This window comes from Streptomyces cirratus, from assembly GCF_014650775.1.
Lineage (GTDB): Bacteria > Actinomycetota > Actinomycetes > Streptomycetales > Streptomycetaceae > Streptomyces > Streptomyces cirratus.
The window spans coordinates 611,439-628,039 of the sequence record NZ_BMVP01000002.1 but is presented as its reverse complement, the minus strand read 5'-3'; the positions used below and the strand labels follow the sequence as shown (position 1 = coordinate 628,039).

At 72.5% G+C, this 16,601-nt stretch carries 18 protein-coding genes and 1 pseudogene; 8 read left to right on the top strand and 11 right to left on the bottom strand.

The genetic code is table 11. The features are described 5' to 3' along the window. Window positions 1-57 precede the first annotated feature (57 nt). Complete coding sequence (locus IE207_RS07905) at window positions 58-642, bottom strand: suppressor of fused domain protein (protein WP_190183294.1); 585 nt, start codon at window positions 640-642, stop codon at window positions 58-60. 409 nt (window positions 643-1,051) lie between these two features. Between IE207_RS07905 and IE207_RS07900 the strand changes: the two genes are divergently transcribed. Beyond that, complete coding sequence (locus tag IE207_RS07900) at window positions 1,052-2,176, top strand: magnesium and cobalt transport protein CorA (protein ID WP_190183293.1); 1,125 nt, start codon at window positions 1,052-1,054, stop codon at window positions 2,174-2,176. 30 nt (window positions 2,177-2,206) lie between these two features. Beyond that, on the top strand, window positions 2,207-2,719 hold the full coding sequence (locus IE207_RS07895) for a hypothetical protein (RefSeq protein WP_190183292.1): 513 nt from the start codon (window positions 2,207-2,209) through the stop codon (window positions 2,717-2,719). Between the two features lie 150 nt (window positions 2,720-2,869). On the opposite strand, the gene IE207_RS07890 is transcribed toward IE207_RS07895, so the two are convergent. Beyond that, entirely contained in the window at window positions 2,870-3,667 is a 798-nt protein-coding gene (locus IE207_RS07890; RefSeq protein WP_190183291.1) for a hypothetical protein, read from the bottom strand. Between the two features lie 210 nt (window positions 3,668-3,877). Here IE207_RS07890 and IE207_RS07885 point away from each other — a divergent pair, with 210 nt between their 5' ends. From IE207_RS07885 to IE207_RS07875, 3 genes are all read left to right on the top strand, one after another. Continuing rightward, the gene (locus IE207_RS07885) at window positions 3,878-5,149 is read left to right on the top strand and encodes a magnesium transporter MgtE N-terminal domain-containing protein (protein WP_190183290.1); all 1,272 of its coding nucleotides are present in this window, start codon (window positions 3,878-3,880) and stop codon (window positions 5,147-5,149) included. A 133-nt stretch (window positions 5,150-5,282) separates the two neighbouring features. After that, window positions 5,283-5,834 (top strand): DUF1003 domain-containing protein, encoded by a 552-nt coding sequence (locus IE207_RS07880; protein WP_229873538.1) that lies wholly within the window; start codon window positions 5,283-5,285, stop codon window positions 5,832-5,834. Between the two features lie 87 nt (window positions 5,835-5,921). After that, complete coding sequence (locus IE207_RS07875) at window positions 5,922-7,037, top strand: Mrp/NBP35 family ATP-binding protein (RefSeq protein ID WP_190183625.1); 1,116 nt, start codon at window positions 5,922-5,924, stop codon at window positions 7,035-7,037. 113 nt (window positions 7,038-7,150) lie between these two features. Here IE207_RS07875 and IE207_RS07870 read toward each other — a convergent pair whose 3' ends face one another. From IE207_RS07870 to sigE, 5 genes are all read right to left on the bottom strand, one after another. After that, on the bottom strand, window positions 7,151-7,888 hold the full coding sequence (locus IE207_RS07870; protein WP_190183288.1) for a hypothetical protein: 738 nt from the start codon (window positions 7,886-7,888) through the stop codon (window positions 7,151-7,153). A gap of 147 nt (window positions 7,889-8,035) precedes the next feature. After that, complete coding sequence (locus IE207_RS07865) at window positions 8,036-8,482, bottom strand: sec-independent translocase (protein WP_190183287.1); 447 nt, start codon at window positions 8,480-8,482, stop codon at window positions 8,036-8,038. Window positions 8,483-8,679: 197 nt separating this feature from the next. Beyond that, window positions 8,680-10,014, bottom strand: a complete 1,335-nt coding sequence (locus tag IE207_RS07860; protein ID WP_190183286.1) for a S1C family serine protease — start codon at window positions 10,012-10,014, stop codon at window positions 8,680-8,682. Window positions 10,015-10,170: 156 nt separating this feature from the next. Then, a complete protein-coding gene (locus IE207_RS07855) occupies window positions 10,171-10,809 on the bottom strand; it encodes an anti-sigma factor family protein (RefSeq protein WP_190183285.1) in 639 nt (212 codons plus the stop codon). After that, entirely contained in the window at window positions 10,806-11,585 is a 780-nt protein-coding gene (gene sigE, locus IE207_RS07850) for an RNA polymerase sigma factor SigE (protein ID WP_190183284.1), read from the bottom strand. Before sigE ends, IE207_RS07855 begins: the two co-directional genes overlap by 4 nt. 189 nt (window positions 11,586-11,774) lie before the next feature. Between sigE and IE207_RS07845 the strand changes: the two genes are divergently transcribed. After that, a complete protein-coding gene (locus IE207_RS07845) occupies window positions 11,775-12,437 on the top strand; it encodes an O-methyltransferase (RefSeq protein ID WP_190183283.1) in 663 nt (220 codons plus the stop codon). 101 nt (window positions 12,438-12,538) lie between these two features. Here the strand turns inward: IE207_RS07845 and IE207_RS07840 are convergent, their stop codons facing one another. Further along, on the bottom strand, window positions 12,539-12,706 hold the full coding sequence (locus IE207_RS07840; protein WP_003966491.1) for a DUF3117 domain-containing protein: 168 nt from the start codon (window positions 12,704-12,706) through the stop codon (window positions 12,539-12,541). A 330-nt stretch (window positions 12,707-13,036) separates the two neighbouring features. Between IE207_RS07840 and chcB the strand changes: the two genes are divergently transcribed. Beyond that, window positions 13,037-13,840 carry a 2-cyclohexenylcarbonyl CoA isomerase gene (chcB, locus tag IE207_RS07835; RefSeq protein WP_190183282.1) on the top strand — a complete coding sequence of 268 codons (804 nt, stop codon included), beginning with the start codon at window positions 13,037-13,039 and terminating at the stop codon, window positions 13,838-13,840. Between the two features lie 58 nt (window positions 13,841-13,898). Here the strand turns inward: chcB and IE207_RS07830 are convergent, their stop codons facing one another. Together IE207_RS07830 and IE207_RS07825 are read right to left on the bottom strand one after the other, a co-directional pair. Next, window positions 13,899-14,480, bottom strand: a complete 582-nt coding sequence (locus tag IE207_RS07830; protein WP_190183281.1) for a DNA-3-methyladenine glycosylase I — start codon at window positions 14,478-14,480, stop codon at window positions 13,899-13,901. A 41-nt stretch (window positions 14,481-14,521) separates the two neighbouring features. Continuing rightward, window positions 14,522-14,806 (bottom strand): annotated as a pseudogene (locus tag IE207_RS07825) (DivIVA domain-containing protein); the annotation flags it as partial. Between the two features lie 76 nt (window positions 14,807-14,882). Between IE207_RS07825 and folP the strand changes: the two are divergent. Beyond that, window positions 14,883-15,743 (top strand): dihydropteroate synthase, encoded by an 861-nt coding sequence (gene folP / locus IE207_RS07820; protein ID WP_190183279.1) that lies wholly within the window; start codon window positions 14,883-14,885, stop codon window positions 15,741-15,743. A gap of 9 nt (window positions 15,744-15,752) precedes the next feature. Here folP and IE207_RS07815 read toward each other — a convergent pair whose 3' ends face one another. Beyond that, window positions 15,753-16,568, bottom strand: coding sequence for an LOG family protein (locus IE207_RS07815; protein WP_229873456.1), 816 nt, complete (start codon window positions 16,566-16,568; stop codon window positions 15,753-15,755). Window positions 16,569-16,601 lie beyond the last annotated feature (33 nt).

Genomic DNA, 16,601 nt, shown 5'->3' with positions numbered 1-16,601 from the left:
CCCCGTCAAGGCACGCTCACCCGTCCGGAGGCCATCCGTACCCCGGGCGACGGGAGCTCAGTCCAGTGCGACGGCCGTACGCAGAGGATCCCGCAGATCCGTCCCGCGCGCGAGCCAGCGTTCCTGGAGGGCGGCCGCGCCGTGCACCCGCTTCCAGGCGGCCTCGTTCGCGGTCATCGGGAGCAGCGGGAGGAACCGCACCGGCTCCAGCGGCTCGTCCAGCACGAGGTCCTCCACCAGCCCGCCCGGTTCGGCGACCAGGACGGAGCTGAACGGCGCACCCTCCCACAGGGGTTCGCCCACGTCCAGGGAGGCCCCGGGTGCCACGACCAGCCCTTCGACCATCGGGGACGCGGCCAGCACGGCGAGCGGGCGGAGCAGCTTGTCGGTGGGCGCCAGCCCCGCCCGCACGGTCAGCACCAGCTCGGCGCGCGGGCCGCGCAGCGGGTCGGCGACCACTGCGGTCGGGTCGGTCATCGGGTGCGCGGACATGCCGAGGGTCGCGTACCGCACGAGGTCGCCCTCGGCGAAACGGAGTACCTCGATGCGGTCGGTGCCGAGGAAGGTGACGGCGGCGCGGGCGTCGGGTTCGCCGAACGCGGTGCGCAGCCGGGCCTCCACAAGGGCGAGAATTTCTGCCATGGAGCGAGCATAGAACTCGTATCCGGCGGGTAAAGGCGCGGTCCTGACCATCCGTCGGCTGATAGTGTTGACAGCTGGTCGGGACCGCACGCAGACGCGTTGTTTCCAGGGTCCGGGCGACAGGACGTCCCTTACGGGGGACCGGCCGGAGGAGGTGGGGCTGCGATGGATCGAAGTCGATCGTGCAGTACCAATCGCTCTTCCACTTCTATGCCGGGCGTTTCGCGCCCCCTGTGATCTTCCCCCGGTCGGCCTTGCCGCCGCCGGAAGGTCAGTAGAAGAGCGACGGCAGAACGTTTGTCCTCTCCGTCCTGTTTCCCTCCGTCTGCCCGGGGCTGACTGCCCGTGCGCAGCCGCGGAGGGCCTCCCACCCGTACGGTCCACAGCCGTGCGCGCGAAGGAGCCTGCCATGTCGATGCTGCCCTACCTCCGTGCCGCCGTCCGTCCGGCCCTGCGCCGCTCGACCCCCGCGCAGCCCGGCTACGACGCCACCCGCGACCCGTCCGCGAGCAGCGCGGTGGTCGACTGCGCCGTGTACCGCGACGGCCGGCGCGAACCGCGCGAGCCCGGCACGGCGTGTCTGACGCCCCGTGAGGCGATCCGCCGGGTCCGCGAGGACGGCGGTTTCGCCTGGATCGGCCTGCACGAGCCCACCGAGGCGGAGTTCGCCGGGATCGCCGCCACCTTCGGGCTGCACCCGCTCGCCGTGGAGGACGCGGTGCACGCGCACCAGCGGCCCAAGCTGGAGCGCTACGACGACACCTTGTTCACCGTCTTCAAGACGATCCACTACGTCGAGCACACCGAACTGACCGCGACCAGCGAGGTCGTGGAGACCGGTGAGGTGATGTGCTTCACCGGCCCGGACTTCGTCATCACCGTCCGGCACGGCGGACAGGGCTCCCTCAAGGGGCTGCGCCACCGCCTCCAGGACGACTCCGAGCTGCTGGCGCGGGGGCCTTCGGCGGTGCTCCACTCCCTCGCCGACCACGTCGTGGACGGCTACATCGCGGTCGCGGCGGCCGTGCAGGACGACATCGACGAGGTGGAGAGCGCGGTCTTCGCCGCGCCCGCCAAGGGCAGCGGCCGCGGCGGCGACGCGGGCCGGATCTACCAGCTCAAGCGCGAGGTGCTGGAGTTCAAGCGGGCCGTGTCCCCGCTGCTGCGGCCGATGGAGCTGCTCAGCGAGCGCCCGATGCGGCTGGTGGACCCCGACATCCAGAAGTACTTCCGCGATGTCGCCGACCACCTGGCGCGGGTGCACGAGCAGGTCGTCGGCTTCGACGAGCTGCTGAACTCGATCCTCCAGGCCAGCCTCGCGCAGGCGTCGGTCGCGCAGAACGAGGACATGCGCAAGATCACCTCCTGGGCGGCCATCATCGCGGTGCCGACGATGATCTGCGGCGTGTACGGGATGAACTTCGAGCACATGCCGGAGCTGCACTGGCGCTACGGCTATCCGATGGTGATGACCGCCATCGCCGGGGCCTGTCTCACCATCCACCGGGCCCTGCGCCGCAACGGCTGGCTGTAGCGGCTCCGGGGGCCTGGCTACCCTGTCCGCATGACTCTCAGCGCGCTCGACCTGGCCCTCGTCGAGGAGGCCACCAAGAAGTCCGGGCTCATCTGGGTCCGCGGCTCCGGGGCCGACCGGGCCCTGTGGCACGCCTGGGTGGACGGCGCCGCCCACGTGGTGGGCGACGGGCCCGGGGAGCAGCCGTTCCCGGGGCTCGTGGACGGCGGCCCCGCCGAGGTGACGGTGCGCAGCAAGGACAAGGGCGGCCGGCTGGTCGCCTGGACCGCCACGGTCCGCGAGCTCGCCCCGGGCGGCGAGGCGTGGCAGGCCGCGGTCGCGGAGCTCAAGGGCAAGCGGCTGAACGCGCCCGATGCCGAGCGGATGACGGAGCGGTGGGCGCGGGAGTGCCGGCTGCTGCGGCTGGAGCCGGCGGCGGTACGGGACTCCCTTCCGGGCGGGTCGCTGGCCGCGGCCCCGCTGCCGTCCCCGGCGATCACGCGCCGGGAGGTCCCGGCCGGGCTGCCGAAGCTGCTGCTCAAGCGAAAGAAGGCGGCCCGCTAGAGCCGCGCACCGCCCCGGCCCGGCGCGGGCCGCCGGGCCGGGTGCGGGGCCCTTCCGGGCCGGGGTGAGGCGCCGTTCCGGGCCGGCGGGGCCCTTGCGGGCCGGGCGGAGGCTGCCGGGTGCGGGGCGGACGGCCCGGGCTCGGCGGGGTCAGCCGTCGGTGGGGTCGGAGCCCTGGCCGGAGCTCTTGGCCGGGCCGGGCGTCGCGCCGCTCGCGTCCTTGGTGGTGGGCAGCTGGGAACCGTAATCCACCGTCTGGTCCTGCGCGGGCGCGGACAGCTGGAAGCTCTGGCCCCATTCGGCGAGTTCCACCCGCCCCGCGCCGCCCGCGCGTTCCATGAGGAGCGGGTATGGGGTCCCCTCCAGGGACACCGAGAGCCGGCCGCCCTTGCCGCCCGCCGCGAGGACCGGCACCACCCGGCCGTGACCGACCTTGCCGTAGGGCGCCTTGGTGAGCTTGCCGTCGAGGCCGAGGAGCCCGTCGAGCAGCACGTGCATGTCGGTGAAGCCGCGGAACTGCTTGTACGTGGGGTCGCTCTGGGGCACCTTCACGAACTTGTCGCCGAGTTTGCCGGCCGAGTCGGACTTCCCCCAGAAGGCGGCGTTCGCCTTCAAGTACAGCTGCTCGCCGATGCGCAGCACCTGGAAGGTGTCCTGCTGGGACTTGACCTCGCCGGAACCGCCGTCGCCCTTGAGGCGCATGTCGAGGGTGAAGGTCTTGCCGCCGGTGACCACCGAACCGGACAGGTGTACCGAGCTCGCCGCGGTGGCCGCCGCCTTCGCCTTCGCCTCGATCTGGTCGGCGGGCAGCTTGCCGACGCCGTTGGTGCCCTTGTCCGGGTCCTCGCCGCCGCCGCCGCAGCCCGTGACGGTGACGGTGAGGCCCGCGCACAGCGCGCCGATGAAGGCGGCCCGGCGCAGGCGCGCGGCGGGGAAGTAGGCGGTCACGTGCGGGTGCCTCCCGGTCGGTCGTCTGGGGCAGCAGGCAGCGTACCCGCCCGTCCCGCGCGGCCCGCGCCCGGTGTGGGAGCCGCCCGTCCGGCCCCGTACGGACGCCGTCCGACGGCCCCACCAGGACGCCTTCCGGGCCCACGGGCTAGCCTGAGGCTCGGCAGGACTGTTGATCGACGGTCGGTTCACGTTCTAGGAGGCGCTCGGATGGCTGCTGGCGCCCCGCGGATCTTCGTTTCGCATCTGTCGGGTGTGCCCGTCTTCGACCCCAACGGCGACCAGGTGGGCCGGGTGCGCGACCTCGTCGCCATGCTGCGCGTCGGCGGGCGGCCCCCGCGGCTGCTGGGGCTGGTCGTCGAGGTGGTCAGCCGGAGGCGGATCTTCCTGCCCATGACGCGGGTGACGGGCGTGGAGTCCGGGCAGGTCATCACCACGGGCGTCGTCAACATGCGGCGATTCGAACAGCGGCCCACCGAGCGGCTGATCCTGGGCGAGCTGCTGGACCGCCGCGTGAAGCTGGTGTCGACCGGCGAGGAGGTCACCGTCCTCGACGTGGCCATCCAGCAGCTGCCGGCCCGCCGGGACTGGGAGATCGACCGCATCTTCGTCCGCAAGGGCAAGAGCGGTGCGCTGCGCCGGCGCGGCGAGACCCTGACCGTGGAGTGGTCGGCGGTGACCGGCTTCTCCCTGGAGGAGGAGGGCCAGGGAGCCGAGAACCTGGTGGCCACCTTCGAGCAGATGCGCCCGGCGGACGTGGCGAACGTACTGCACCACCTGACGCCGAAGCGGCGCGCCGAGGTGGCCAGCGCCCTCGACGACGACCGGCTCGCCGACGTCATGGAGGAGCTGCCCGAGGACGAGCAAGTGGAGATCCTCGGCAAGCTCAAGGAGGAGCGGGCGGCCGACGTCCTGGAGGCGATGGACCCCGACGACGCGGCCGACCTGCTGTCGGAGCTGCCGGAGGACGACAAGGAGCGGCTGCTGACGCTCATGAAGCCGGACGACGCCGCGGACGTGCGGCGTCTGCTGTCGTACGAGGAGCGCACGGCGGGCGGTCTGATGACCACCGAGCCGATCGTGCTGCGCCCGGACGCGACGGTCGCGGACGCGCTGGCCCGGGTCCGCCAGTCGGACCTCTCCCCCGCGCTGGCCGCCCAGGTCTACGTGTGCCGCCCGCCGGACGAGACGCCCACCGGCAAGTACCTGGGGACGGTGCACTTCCAGCGGCTGCTGCGCGATCCGCCGTTCACCCTGATCAGCTCGATCGTGGACACGGACCTGCCGCCGCTGCGGCCGGACGCCTCGCTGCCGGTGGTCACCAGCTACCTGGCCGCGTACAACATGGTCGCGGTGCCCGTGGTCGACGAGAGCGGCTCGCTGCTGGGCGCGGTGACCGTGGACGACGTGCTCGACCACCTGCTGCCGGACGACTGGCGGGAGACGGACTTCCACTCCGAGGAGGCCGTACGTGGGCACTGAGCGGCGGCGTGACCCGGCGCGCGACCGGCGCCGCGAGCAGACGCGCGTGCGGCGCGAGCTGGCGCGCGAGCACGCCCGCGAGTACGCGCGCGAACAGGGCCTGACGGGGCGGGAGGAAGAGATCACCGAGCGGCTGCGGGCCAAGACGGCCGCTTCCGCGACCGGGGCGAGCGCGCTGACCCGCTCGCCGCGGGCCCGGCTGGACCAGCCGCGCAGCGACCGGAGGCGGCTGCTCCCGGTGTACGACCCGGAGGCGTTCGGGCGGCTCTCGGAGCGGGTGGCGCGGTTCCTGGGCACGGGCCGCTTCATCGTCTGGATGACGATCGTCATCATCGCCTGGGTGCTGTGGAACGTCTTCGCGCCGGACCACCTGCGCTTCGACAAGTACCCCTTCATCTTCCTGACGCTGATGCTCTCGCTCCAGGCCTCGTACGCGGCCCCGCTGATCCTGCTGGCGCAGAACCGCCAGGACGACCGGGACCGGGTCAACCTGGAGCAGGACCGCAAGCAGAACGAGCGCTCCATCGCCGACACGGAGTACCTGACGCGTGAGATCGCCTCGCTGCGGATGGGCCTAGGCGAGGTCGCGACGCGCGACTGGATCCGCTCGGAGTTCCAGGACCTGATCAAGGAGATGGACGAGCGGCGGCTGCTCCCGCCCGAACGTGACGAAGGCGACCGCTGACGGGCTTACCGGCGCCGTGCTACCGAGCCGTACCATCGGGGCATGGCTACCGACACAAGCTCCGCCGCTGCGCCTGGGCAGGACGCGATCCTGGACGCGCTGGCGACGGTGAACGACCCCGAGATCCACAAGCCGATCACCGACCTCGGCATGGTCAAATCGGTGGAGATCGGCGACGGCGGCGCGGTCGCGGTCACGGTGTACCTGACGGTGTCGGGCTGTCCCATGCGCGAGACCATCACCAAGAACGTCACCGAGGCCGTGGAACGTGTCGCGGGCGTCACCTCCGTCGCCGTCACCCTCGACGTGATGAGCGACGAGCAGCGCAAGGACCTCGCGGCCACCCTGCGCGGCGGCACCGCCGAGCGTGAGGTGCCCTTCGCCAAGCCGGGTTCGCTGACCCGCGTCTACGCGGTCGCCTCCGGCAAGGGCGGCGTGGGCAAGTCGTCCGTGACCGTCAACCTGGCGGCGGCGATGGCGGCGGACGGGCTCAAGGTCGGCGTCGTGGACGCGGACATCTACGGGCACAGCGTGCCGCGCATGCTCGGCGTGGACGGCCGGCCCACCCAGGTCGAGAACATGATCATGCCTCCGTCGGCGCACGGCGTGAAGGTCATCTCCATCGGCATGTTCACCCCGGGCAACGCGCCGGTCGTCTGGCGCGGTCCGATGCTGCACCGGGCGCTCCAGCAGTTCCTCGCGGACGTCTTCTGGGGCGACCTGGACGTACTGCTGCTGGACCTGCCGCCGGGCACCGGTGACATCGCGATCTCCGTGGCGCAGCTGGTGCCGAACGCCGAGATCCTGGTCGTGACCACCCCGCAGCAGGCCGCGGCCGAGGTGGCCGAGCGGGCCGGTTCGATCGCCGTGCAGACCCACCAGAAGATCGTCGGTGTCGTCGAGAACATGTCGGGCCTGCCCTGCCCGCACTGTGACGAGATGGTCGACGTCTTCGGCTCGGGCGGCGGCCAGAAGGTGGCCGACGGCCTGACGAAGACGGTCGGCGCCAGCGTGCCGGTGCTGGGCAGCATCCCGATCGACGTGCGGTTGCGCGAGGGCGGCGACGACGGCAAGCCGGTCGTGCTGTCGGACCCCGACTCCCCGGCGGGTGCGGCGCTGCGTGCGATCGCCGGGAAGCTGGGCGGGCGTGCCCGCGGGCTGTCGGGCATGTCGCTGGGAATCACGCCGCGCAACAAGTTCTGACCGTAGGGGTCCGAGCGCGGGGGCCTGATCGTGAAGGCACGGGCGTGAGGCCCTGAGGGCGTGGGCCAGGCACCGCGGACCCCCGGTCCGCGGTGCCTGGCGTTTCCGCGCGGCTACTCGTACGTGCCGAGGTCGGAGATGGCCGAGAAGCCGAGGCCGTACGCGCTCATGCCGCGCCCGTACGCGCCCAGGTGGACGCCCGCCCGGGTGGAGCCGGCGAGCACCCAGCCGAATTCGGACTCGCGGTAGTGGAAGGTGGTCGGCTCGCCGTCGACCGGCAGCGACAGCGTCGACCAGTCGGAGCCGTCGAGGTCGTCCGCGAGTTCCCAGGCCGCCTCGGTCTGCTGGTCGAGCCAGTCGTTGCGCAGGGTGTGGTCCATCTGGCCGGGCCAGCTGTACGCGAGCAGCCCCGAGCCGGCCAGCCAGGCGGCGGAGGAGACCGAGGTGGCCTCCAGGACGCCGGTGCCGTCGCCGCTGCGGCGCAGGGGGTTGCTGGCCACGGTGATCACCACCGCGAAGCGTTCCTTCTCGCCGGTGGCGATCTCGCCGCGGGCGGAGGGCTCGTCCCCGTGTCCGGTGGAGCCGTGCTCGACGGTGCCGTCCGCGGCGGTCCCCACCTGCATGAGCCAGCGGGGGCCGGTGAAGGCCCCGTCCAGCCCGTACCAGGGGAAGTCGGCCCTCAGGTAGCCGTCGACCGCCCGGCGGGCCGTCGCCGCGGGCGAGGCGGGCTCCTGGGTCTGCTGTGGGGCGGGGGGCCGCTCGGGCTCCGGGGTCGGCTGTGGTGCGGCGGCGGGGGCCTCGGCGGTGGCTTCCGCGGGCTGTACCCCTACGCGGCTGCTGGTCGTCTCCATCTGGGCGCCTCTCGTTCCGTGGGGTCCGGAACGGCCCTCCCCTCGCTTCGCGGGGGGATCCCATCCTCGGGTGCCCTGCGTCCGGACAGATGGAGAGAATAGCCATCCGGTCCCGGATCGCCGGGCAGGCAGTGGCCCGGACACGGGCTAGGTGGCGTCGGCGTCGAAAGGTGTGCGCTGTTCGGCGGCGGGGGAGGCGGGCTTCTTGAGCAGGTCCGGACCCGTGCCGGCGGCGGGCGTGGCGGCGGCTGCGGCGGCCGGCCCGGGCTGCGCTTCCCTGCCGTTGACGGCGTCCGTGACCTCGCTCAGCTCCTTGCGGAGGTCGAAGCTGCCGCGGATCTCCTTGAGGTCCTCGTTCTCCGCCAGGTGCTTGCGGATGAAGGTCTTGGGGTTGAGGTCCTCGAACTCGAAGTCCTTGAACTCCGGGCCCAGTTCGGAGCGGATGTCCTGCTTGGCGCTGTCCGAGAACGACCGGATCTTGCGGATGACCCCGCTGACGTCCTGGATCACCTTCGGCAGCTTGTCCGGGCCGAAGACGAGGATGGCGAGCACCACGATCGTGACCACTTCGAGTGCGCCTATGTCGTTGAACACCTTGCCGCTCCTCGGCTCTTTCCACGTCCGGCCCCACAACGGTACCCGGCCCCGGCTCGATGCCCCTACGCCAGGAGGCCCCGGATCGCCTCAGGACGCCCGGGATCCTTCTTCCGGCCCCGCGCGTCTCCCGCTTGCCGCGCCGCGCGTCTCCTGCTTCCGGGCCCGCGCGTCTCCCGCACGGACGCCCGCGGCCGTCACGATCCGGTGGCCGAGCCGAGGACCACTTCCAGCGCGAGTTCCCTGCCTTCGCGCAGCACCGTCAGGCGCAGCGCGTCGCCGGGGCGGTGGGCGCGGATCTTGATGATCAGCTCGTCGCCGCCGTGCACGCGCTGTCCGTCCACCTTCGTGATCACGTCGCCCGCCTTGATCCCGGCTCGGGCGCCGGGGCCGTCCGCGACGACCGAGGGCTTGCCGTCCTCGCCCTTGGCGCCGACCCGTGCTCCGTCGCCGGTGTACTGCATGTCGAGGGTGACGCCGATGACCGGGTGCGTGGCGTGGCCGGTGCGGATCAGCTCCTCGGCGACCCGCTTGCCCTGGTTGACGGGGATGGCGAAGCCGAGGCCGATGCTGCCGCTCTGGCGGGCGCCCTCGTCCCCCTGCTGCCCCTTGTCCGCGCCCCGGATGGCGCTGTTGATGCCGATCACGTGGGCCTGGGAGTCCAGGAGCGGGCCGCCGGAGTTGCCGGGGTTGATGGGGGCGTCGGTCTGGAGGGCGTCGACGTAGCTGATGTCGCTGCCGTCGCCCTTGTCGCCGCCGGCGGTGATGGGGCGCCCGGTGGCGCTGATGATGCCGGCGGTGACGGTGTTGGAGAGGTCGAACGGCGCGCCGATGGCCACGACGGGGTCGCCGACCCGGACGTTCTCGGAGTTCCCGAGGGCGAGCGGGCGCAGCCCCCGTACTCCGCTGACCTTGACCACGGCCAGGTCGTAGCCGCCGTCGCGGCCCACCACTTCGGCGGGAACGCTGTCACCCGTACTGAAAGTGACCGTTATGTCCTTGGCGTCGGCGACGACGTGGTTGTTGGTGAGGATGTGGCCGTCGCCGTCGAGCACGAAGCCGGTACCGGTACTGCCGCCGCTGCCGCTGCTGACGTGCAGGGTGACCACGCCGGGCAGGGCGGTGGCGGCGATCCCGGCCACGCTCTCCGGGGCGCGGTCCTTGTGGTCGACTGCGGCCTGCGGGAGTTCGAGGCGGGTGTTGCCGCGGCGTTCGGTGAGGACGCCGACGTAGCCGCCGACGCCCCCGGCGAGGAGGGCGGTGACGACTGCGAGGGCCACGAGCTGCCACATCCGCGGCCCTGGACGGGGCGCCCGGCCCAGGTCTGCGACCTGCAACGGCGCGTCGGCCCACGGGTCGTAGCGGGGCCCGGCGGCCGACGGGGGCGCCTGCCCCGGCTCGGGTACCGGCTCCGGCTCGGGTCCCTGCCCCGGCTCGGCCGCGCGCGCCGCCGGCACGTCCACCGGGCCCTCGGGGCGGCTCCACCAGCGGGGCGCCGCCGGGGCCGGATCGGTGTGCTGGCTGTCGGACATGGGCGCTCCCCCGCGCTGGCGGACTTCCACAAGCTGTCGCACCGCCGGACGGCGCGACTGCCGCCGATTCAACCAGGTCCGCCCCCGGCCCGAGGCCTGCGGCCCGCTTCCCCTGTCCGTACGCCCGGGGCCGCGGGAGCCGGCCGGCTCCCGCCGTCAGTGCGCCAGGGAGACGGCCGGTCGGGCCGGGGCCGGCGCGGAGGGGCTCAGTACCCCCCTGGGCGCGAAGGTGGGCAGCACGCCGGGGCTGGGGAGCCGGTCGCGGACCACCGCATCGGTCAGCGGCACGTACGGCTCGGGCCGCGCGGCGGGAGCCTCGCCCCGAGAGCCGCCCGGCTCGGCGGAGTCCAGCGGCAGGGCGCCGCCCAGGGCGAGTGCGGCCAGCGAGACCGCGCCGGCCGCGACGAACGCGAACCGGCGCCTGGGGCGGCCCGGCTCGTGGACGCGGCCGCCCTCATGGATGCGGAGCGCTTCGCGCGGCGCGGCCGGAGCCACGTACCCGAAGGTCGCCGCGGGGGCTCCGCCGCCCGGCGAGCCGGAGGAGGGGCTCCCGGGATCACCGCCCGGCAGGCCTTGCAGACGGGCCAGCAGCCCGGCGGACAGCGGCGGTGGCGCGCTCTCCACGAACATGGTCTTGAGCCGGCGCTGGGCGTCGGCTTCGGCCTTGCACTTGGGGCAGGTCGCCAGGTGCGCGAGCACCCGCTCGCGGGCGTCGTGGCTCAGCTCTCCGTCGACCAGGGCGGCGAGACGGTCGCCCAGGTGTTGTTCGGCGGGGGAAGGTCGGGCTCCACTCACTCGCTTCCGCCCTCTCCCCCGGCGCCGGGGGCGCCCACCGCCACCCCGGCCAGCGCGCGCTGTTCCGCGCGGGCCTCGGGGGACCGGTGCTTGAGCGCCTTGCGCAGGTGCGAGCGGCCCCGGTGGATACGGCTGCGCACGGTGCCGAGCTTCACGCCGAGCGTGGCGGCGATCTCCTCGTACGACAGGCCCTCGATGTCACACAGCACGACGGCCGCGCGGAACTCGGGCGCGAGGGTGTCCAGCGCCTGCTGCACATCGGCATCGAAGTGGGTGTCGTGGAGCACCTGCTGGGGGGACGGCTCACGGCTGGGCAGCCGCTCGGCGGCGTCGTCGGCGAGCGCGTCGAACCGGATCCGCTGCTTGCGGCGGACCATGTCCAGGAAGAGGTTGGTGGTGATGCGGTGCAGCCAGCCCTCGAACGTGCCGGGCGTGTACGTGGACAGCGAGCGGAAGACGCGGACGAAGACTTCCTGCGTCAGGTCCTCGGCGTCGTGCTGGTTGCCCGTCAGGCGGTAGGAAAGGCGGTAGACCCGCGCGCTGTGCGTGCTGACGATCTCCTCCCAGGAGGGAGGCGTCCACGCCTGCGGTCCCGCTTCGGTGGCAAAGGTCGCGGTGGTTGCGGTGTCGGCGGTGTGGAAGCGGTCAGCGGTCTCGGTCACGGATTTCGGCTCACCTGCCGACCAGAAGAGACGTCTGAATACGCCTCCACGATCCGTAGGCGCAGCCGCACCTCCCCTATCGGCTCTGGTGGTGTCCAGTGGAGCCCCTACCATAGCCACCCCTCCCGTCAGCTCCGGATAAGCATTTTTGCAGTAACTTTGCACGAGTCTTATGGGTCCGCGGGGCCGCCGATTGCCGATCTGCCCTCTGCCGTCCCCTCTATCCCGCATCCGTCCCGCGCCTACTCCTCCCAACGCCCGGTCCCATCTGCGGGTTCCCGACGTCAACGGATACAGTCACCGTTGCGCCAACTATGGGGACAGGAGAGGGTCATTAGCGGCAACCGGCAGACGAGCTGGGCGTTCGCCGACGCGTTTGTCGCCGAGGACGACGCTCTGCGATGGGCCCGCGACCGGTCCAGGGAAGCGGGGCTGCGCTCCGTCTCCCCGGGCACCGGGGCCGCACTGCGCCTGCTGGCCGCGACCGCCGACGCCAAGGCGGTGGCCGAGATCGGCACCGGGACCGGAGTCTCCGGCATCCACCTCCTGTACGGGATGCGCCCTGACGGGGTGCTGACCACCGTCGACCCGGAGCCGGACCGGCAGGCGTTCGCCCGCCAGGCCTTCCGCGCCGCAGGCTTCGCGGGGAACCGGGCCCGCTTCATCCCCGGCCGCGCCCTGGACGTGCTGCCGCGGCTCGCCGACGGCGGCTACGACCTCGTCTTCTGCGACGGTGACCCCACCGAGTCCCTCGACTACCTCGCCGAAGCGTTGCGGCTGCTGCGGCCGGGCGGTCTGGTGTGCTTCGAAGGCGTCTTCTCCGACGGCCGTACCGTCGACTCCGCCGCCCAGCCGGTGGAGGTGCTCCGGGTCCGCGAGCTGCTGCGCAGCGTGCGCGAGAGCCCGGCTCTTGAGGCCGCGCTGCTCCCGGTGGGTGACGGGCTGCTGTGCGCGGTCCGCCGCTGACCCGGCGGCTCCGCGGTGGTACGACACCGCCCCGGTCGCGCGAGGCGGCCGGGGCGGTGCGGAGTTTCGTAGGCGAAGTGCCTGTCAGCGTCCTCGGGGGATCAGCCGACGACCTTCTTCAGGGCGTCACCCAGGGCGTCCGCCTCGTCCGGAGTCAGCTCGACGACGAGCCGACCGCCGCCCTCGAGCGGTACGCGCATGACGATGCCTCGCCCCTCCTTGGTGACCTCGAGCGGGCCGTCGCCCGTCCGCGGCTTCATGGCCGCCATGCTCGTTCCCCTTCCTGAAACCAGCTCATCGTCGCCGACGGCCCCATTCAGGCGCCTAGTACCCGGCATCGAACACATTGCTTCCCAGCCATTATCCCGCATGTCAGGACCCGATGACCAACATCGGCGGGGAACGCTTGTGCAACGCGCTCGACCAAAACCACTCATTTCGGGGATCCGCCTGCGATACTTCGCCGCTGCGCCCGGCGGGCGGCCTCTTCTTTCTTTGACGCACATCACATGTCCGGCGCGTGCGCGGTCCGCCATGCTGGCCCTTGCACCGGCCGGTACCGGCCGGTAGCCAAGCCCGCGACGAAGGGGGACCCCGCCATGGCCGACAGCGTGCTCTACGAAGTGACCGACGGACTCGCCACCATCACGATCAACCGGCCCGACGCGATGAACGCCATGAACACGGAGGCCAAGGTCGCCCTGCGCGACGCCGTGCAGGCCGCCGCGGCCGACGAGCGGGTACGGGCGGTCCTGCTCACGGCGGCCGGGAGCCGGGCCTTCTGCGTCGGCCAGGACCTCAAGGAGCACATCGGCAACCTCGCGGCCGACCGCGACAGCGGCTCCTCTCTGACGATGAGCACGGTCGCCGAGCACTACAACCCGATCGTGCGGGCGCTGACGGAAATGCCGAAGCCGGTGGTGGCGGGCGTGAACGGGGTCGCGGCGGGAGCCGGCTTCGGTTTCGCGCTCGCGGCGGACTTCCGGGTCGTCGCCGACACGGCCTCCTTCAACACCTCGTTCGCCGGGGTGGCGCTGACCGCAGACTCGGGCGTCTCCTGGACCCTGCCGCGGCTGATCGGCGCCTCACGGGCCTCGGACCTCCTGCTCTTCCCTCGTTCGGTGAAGGCGCAGGAGGCGTACGAGCTCGGCATCGCGAACCGCGTCGTCCCGGCGGACGCGCTGGCCGCGGAGGCCGAGTCGGTGGCCCGGGCCCTCGCCTGCGGCCCGACCGTCGCCTATGCGGCCCTCAAGGAGTCCCTCGCGTACGGGGCGTCCCACTCGCTGCCGGAGGCCCTGGCCCACGAGGACGTCCTGCAGACCCGTGCGGGCGCCTCCGCGGACCACGGCATCGCGGTCGAGGCGTTCCTTGCGAAGCAGCCCCCGAAGTACCTGGGCCGCTGACGAGAGCGTCCGGGCGGGCGGCGGCAGCCGCCGGCCGCCCGGACGGACAGGCGGACGGTCAGGCCCGGTGCCGGAAGCCGCAGGCCGCGAGGTGGTCGTTGACCAGGCCGCAGGCCTGCATCAGGGCGTAGGCCGTCGTCGGCCCGACGAAGCGGATGCCCGCCTTCTTGAGCGCCTTGGCCAGCGCCGTGGACTGCGCGGTCACCGCCGGGACGTCCGCGAGGGTCTCGGGCACCTTGCCCGGCTCGGGGGCGTGCGACCAGATCAGCGTCTCCAGCTCGCCCGGCGCCCACTGCGCGAGCACCTTGGCGTTCGCCAGCGTCGCCTCGATCTTCATCCGGTTGCGGATGATGCCCGGGTCCAGCATCAACCGTTCCGCGTCGCTGCCGTCGAACCGCGCGACCTCCGCGATCCGGAAGTCCGCGAAGGCCTTGCGGAAGCCCTCGCGCCGCCGCAGGATCGTGATCCAGGACAGTCCCGACTGGAACGCCTCCAGGCACAGCCGCTCGTACAGCGCGTCGTCCCCGTGGACCGGGCGGCCCCACTCGGTGTCGTGGTAGGCGACGTACTCCTGCGCCGACAGCGCCCACGGGCAGCGCAGGATCCCGTCCGTCCCGGCCACCGCCGGGGCGCCGCTCACTGGTCCTCCTTGGTGAGGTCGACGCGGCCGTGGGCGCGGACGGCGGCGGTCAGTTCCGCGATGCGCGCGTCCCGCTCGGCCAGCTCGGCCGCCAACCGGTCCAGTACGTCGTCCACCTCGGCCATCCGGTAGCCGCGCGGCGCGACCGGCAGCCGCAGGGCGTCGATGTCCGCCCGTAGCACCGGGCGGGTTTCCGGCAGGGCATCGGCCACCCGGTCCGGCTCCGCCTCGGGCAGCACGGCGTCCGAACCTCCGCCGACCACCGCGAGGGTGACCGCGGCCACGACCACGACCAGCGCGATCAGCAAGAACCAGAACACGATCAACTCCCCTGAGAGACTCCGGCCACCAGGTTAAGGTCGCAGGCGAGGCGCGAGGGCCGCCGAAGGAGGAAAGACCAGGATGCTGCGACTGGGCAGGCGCGAGTTCGACACCCACGAGCCGGTGATCATGGCCATCGTGAACCGGACCCCGGACTCCTTCTACGACCAGGGCGCGACGTTCCACGACGAGCCCGCGCTGGAGCGGGTCGGGCAGGCGGTGGCCGAGGGCGCCGCGATCATCGACATCGGCGGGGTCAAGGCGGGCCCCGGCGAGCACGTCGACGCGGCCGAGGAGGCCCGCCGAACGGTCGGCTTCGTGGCCGAGGTGCGGCGCCGCCACCCCGACGTGGTGATCAGTGTGGACACCTGGCGGCACGAGGTCGGCGAAGCGGTGTGCGAGGCCGGCGCCGACGTCCTGAACGACGCGTGGGGCGGGGTCGACCCCAAGCTGGCGGAGGTCGCGGCCCGTTACGGCGCCGGGCTGGTCTGCACCCACGCGGGCGGGGTCGAGCCGCGTACCCGGCCGCACCGGACCGCGTACGAGGACGTGATGGCGGACGTCCTGCGGGTCACCGTCGGCCTGGCCGAGCGGGCCGTGGCCCTAGGGGTGCGCCGCGACGCCATCATGATCGACCCGGGACACGACTTCGGGAAGAACACCCGCCACTCCCTGGAGGCCACCAGGCGGCTCGGCGAGATGACCGGGACGGGCTGGCCGGTGCTGGTGTCGCTGTCCAACAAGGACTTCGTCGGCGAGACCCTCGACAAGCCGGTGAAGGAACGTCTGCTCGGCACCCTGGCCACCACTGCCGTCTCGGCCTGGCTCGGCGCGCAGGTCTACCGCGTGCACGAGGTCGCCGAGACCCGGCAGGTCCTCGACATGGTGGCGTCCATCCAGGGCCACCGGCCCCCGGCGGTCGCCCGCCGGGGACTCGCCTGATCCTGCGGCCTAGTCGCCCGCCTCCCGGGCGGCCTCTTCGGTGGCGGCGCGGGCGGCGCGTTCGTTCGTGCCCTCGCCGACCTCCTTGCTGACCAGTGTCACGGCCTCTTCCACGTCGTCCGTCACGTGGAAGAGGCACAGGTCGTACTCGGAGGCCTTGCCCTGCGCGACGACGGTGTTCCGGAGCCAGTCGATCAGTCCTCCCCAGTACTCCGTGCCGAACAGCACGATCGGGAAGCGGGTGATCTTCCGGGTCTGGACCAGGGTCAGCGCCTCGAACATCTCGTCCAGCGTGCCGAGCCCGCCGGGCAGCACCACGAAGCCCTGGCTGTACTTCACGAACATCGTCTTGCGGACGAAGAAGTACCGGAAGTTCAGCCCCAGGTCCACGTGCTGGTTCAGGCCCTGCTCGAAGGGCAGCTCGATGCCCAGCCCCACGGAGATGCCGCCCGCCTCGCGGGCGCCCTTGTTGGCCGCCTCCATCGCGCCCGGGCCGCCGCCCGTGATGACGGCGAACCCGGCGTCGACGAGGGCGTGCCCGATCCGTACGCCCGCCTCGTACTCCGGCGAGCCCTCCGGGGTACGGGCCGATCCGAACACGCTGATCGCCGGCGGCAGCTCCGCCAGCGTGCCGAACCCCTCGATGAACTCCGACTGGATGCGCAGGACCCGCCAGGGATCGGTGTGCACCCACTCGGAGGGCCCGGCGGAGTCCAGCAGCCGCTGGTCCGTCGTACTTCCCGCCTGCACCTGGCTCCGCCTGCGCAGCACCGGCCCGAGCTGCTGCTCCTCGGGCCGACGAGCGGAACGTTCGGGGTTGCCCATGATGTGCTCCCTCCAGCTGATCGTTCGATCAGG

Excerpts from the sequence above, each read along its gene's own strand:
- IE207_RS07905 (WP_190183294.1), bottom strand. The coding sequence starts at position 642 with ATGGCAGAAATTCTCGCCCTTGTGGAGGCCCGGCTGCGCACCGCGTTC.
- IE207_RS07900 (WP_190183293.1), top strand. The coding sequence starts at position 1,052 with ATGTCGATGCTGCCCTACCTCCGTGCCGCCGTCCGTCCGGCCCTGCGC.
- IE207_RS07895 (WP_190183292.1), top strand. The coding sequence starts at position 2,207 with ATGACTCTCAGCGCGCTCGACCTGGCCCTCGTCGAGGAGGCCACCAAG.
- IE207_RS07885 (WP_190183290.1), top strand. The coding sequence starts at position 3,878 with ATGGCTGCTGGCGCCCCGCGGATCTTCGTTTCGCATCTGTCGGGTGTG.
- IE207_RS07870 (WP_190183288.1), bottom strand. The coding sequence starts at position 7,888 with ATGGAGACGACCAGCAGCCGCGTAGGGGTACAGCCCGCGGAAGCCACC.
- IE207_RS07860 (WP_190183286.1), bottom strand. The coding sequence starts at position 10,014 with ATGTCCGACAGCCAGCACACCGATCCGGCCCCGGCGGCGCCCCGCTGG.
- sigE (WP_190183284.1), bottom strand. The coding sequence starts at position 11,585 with ATGGTAGGGGCTCCACTGGACACCACCAGAGCCGATAGGGGAGGTGCG.
- IE207_RS07840 (WP_003966491.1), bottom strand. The coding sequence starts at position 12,706 with ATGGCGGCCATGAAGCCGCGGACGGGCGACGGCCCGCTCGAGGTCACC.
- chcB (WP_190183282.1), top strand. The coding sequence starts at position 13,037 with ATGGCCGACAGCGTGCTCTACGAAGTGACCGACGGACTCGCCACCATC.
- folP (WP_190183279.1), top strand. The coding sequence starts at position 14,883 with ATGCTGCGACTGGGCAGGCGCGAGTTCGACACCCACGAGCCGGTGATC.
- IE207_RS07815 (WP_229873456.1), bottom strand. The coding sequence starts at position 16,568 with ATGGGCAACCCCGAACGTTCCGCTCGTCGGCCCGAGGAGCAGCAGCTC.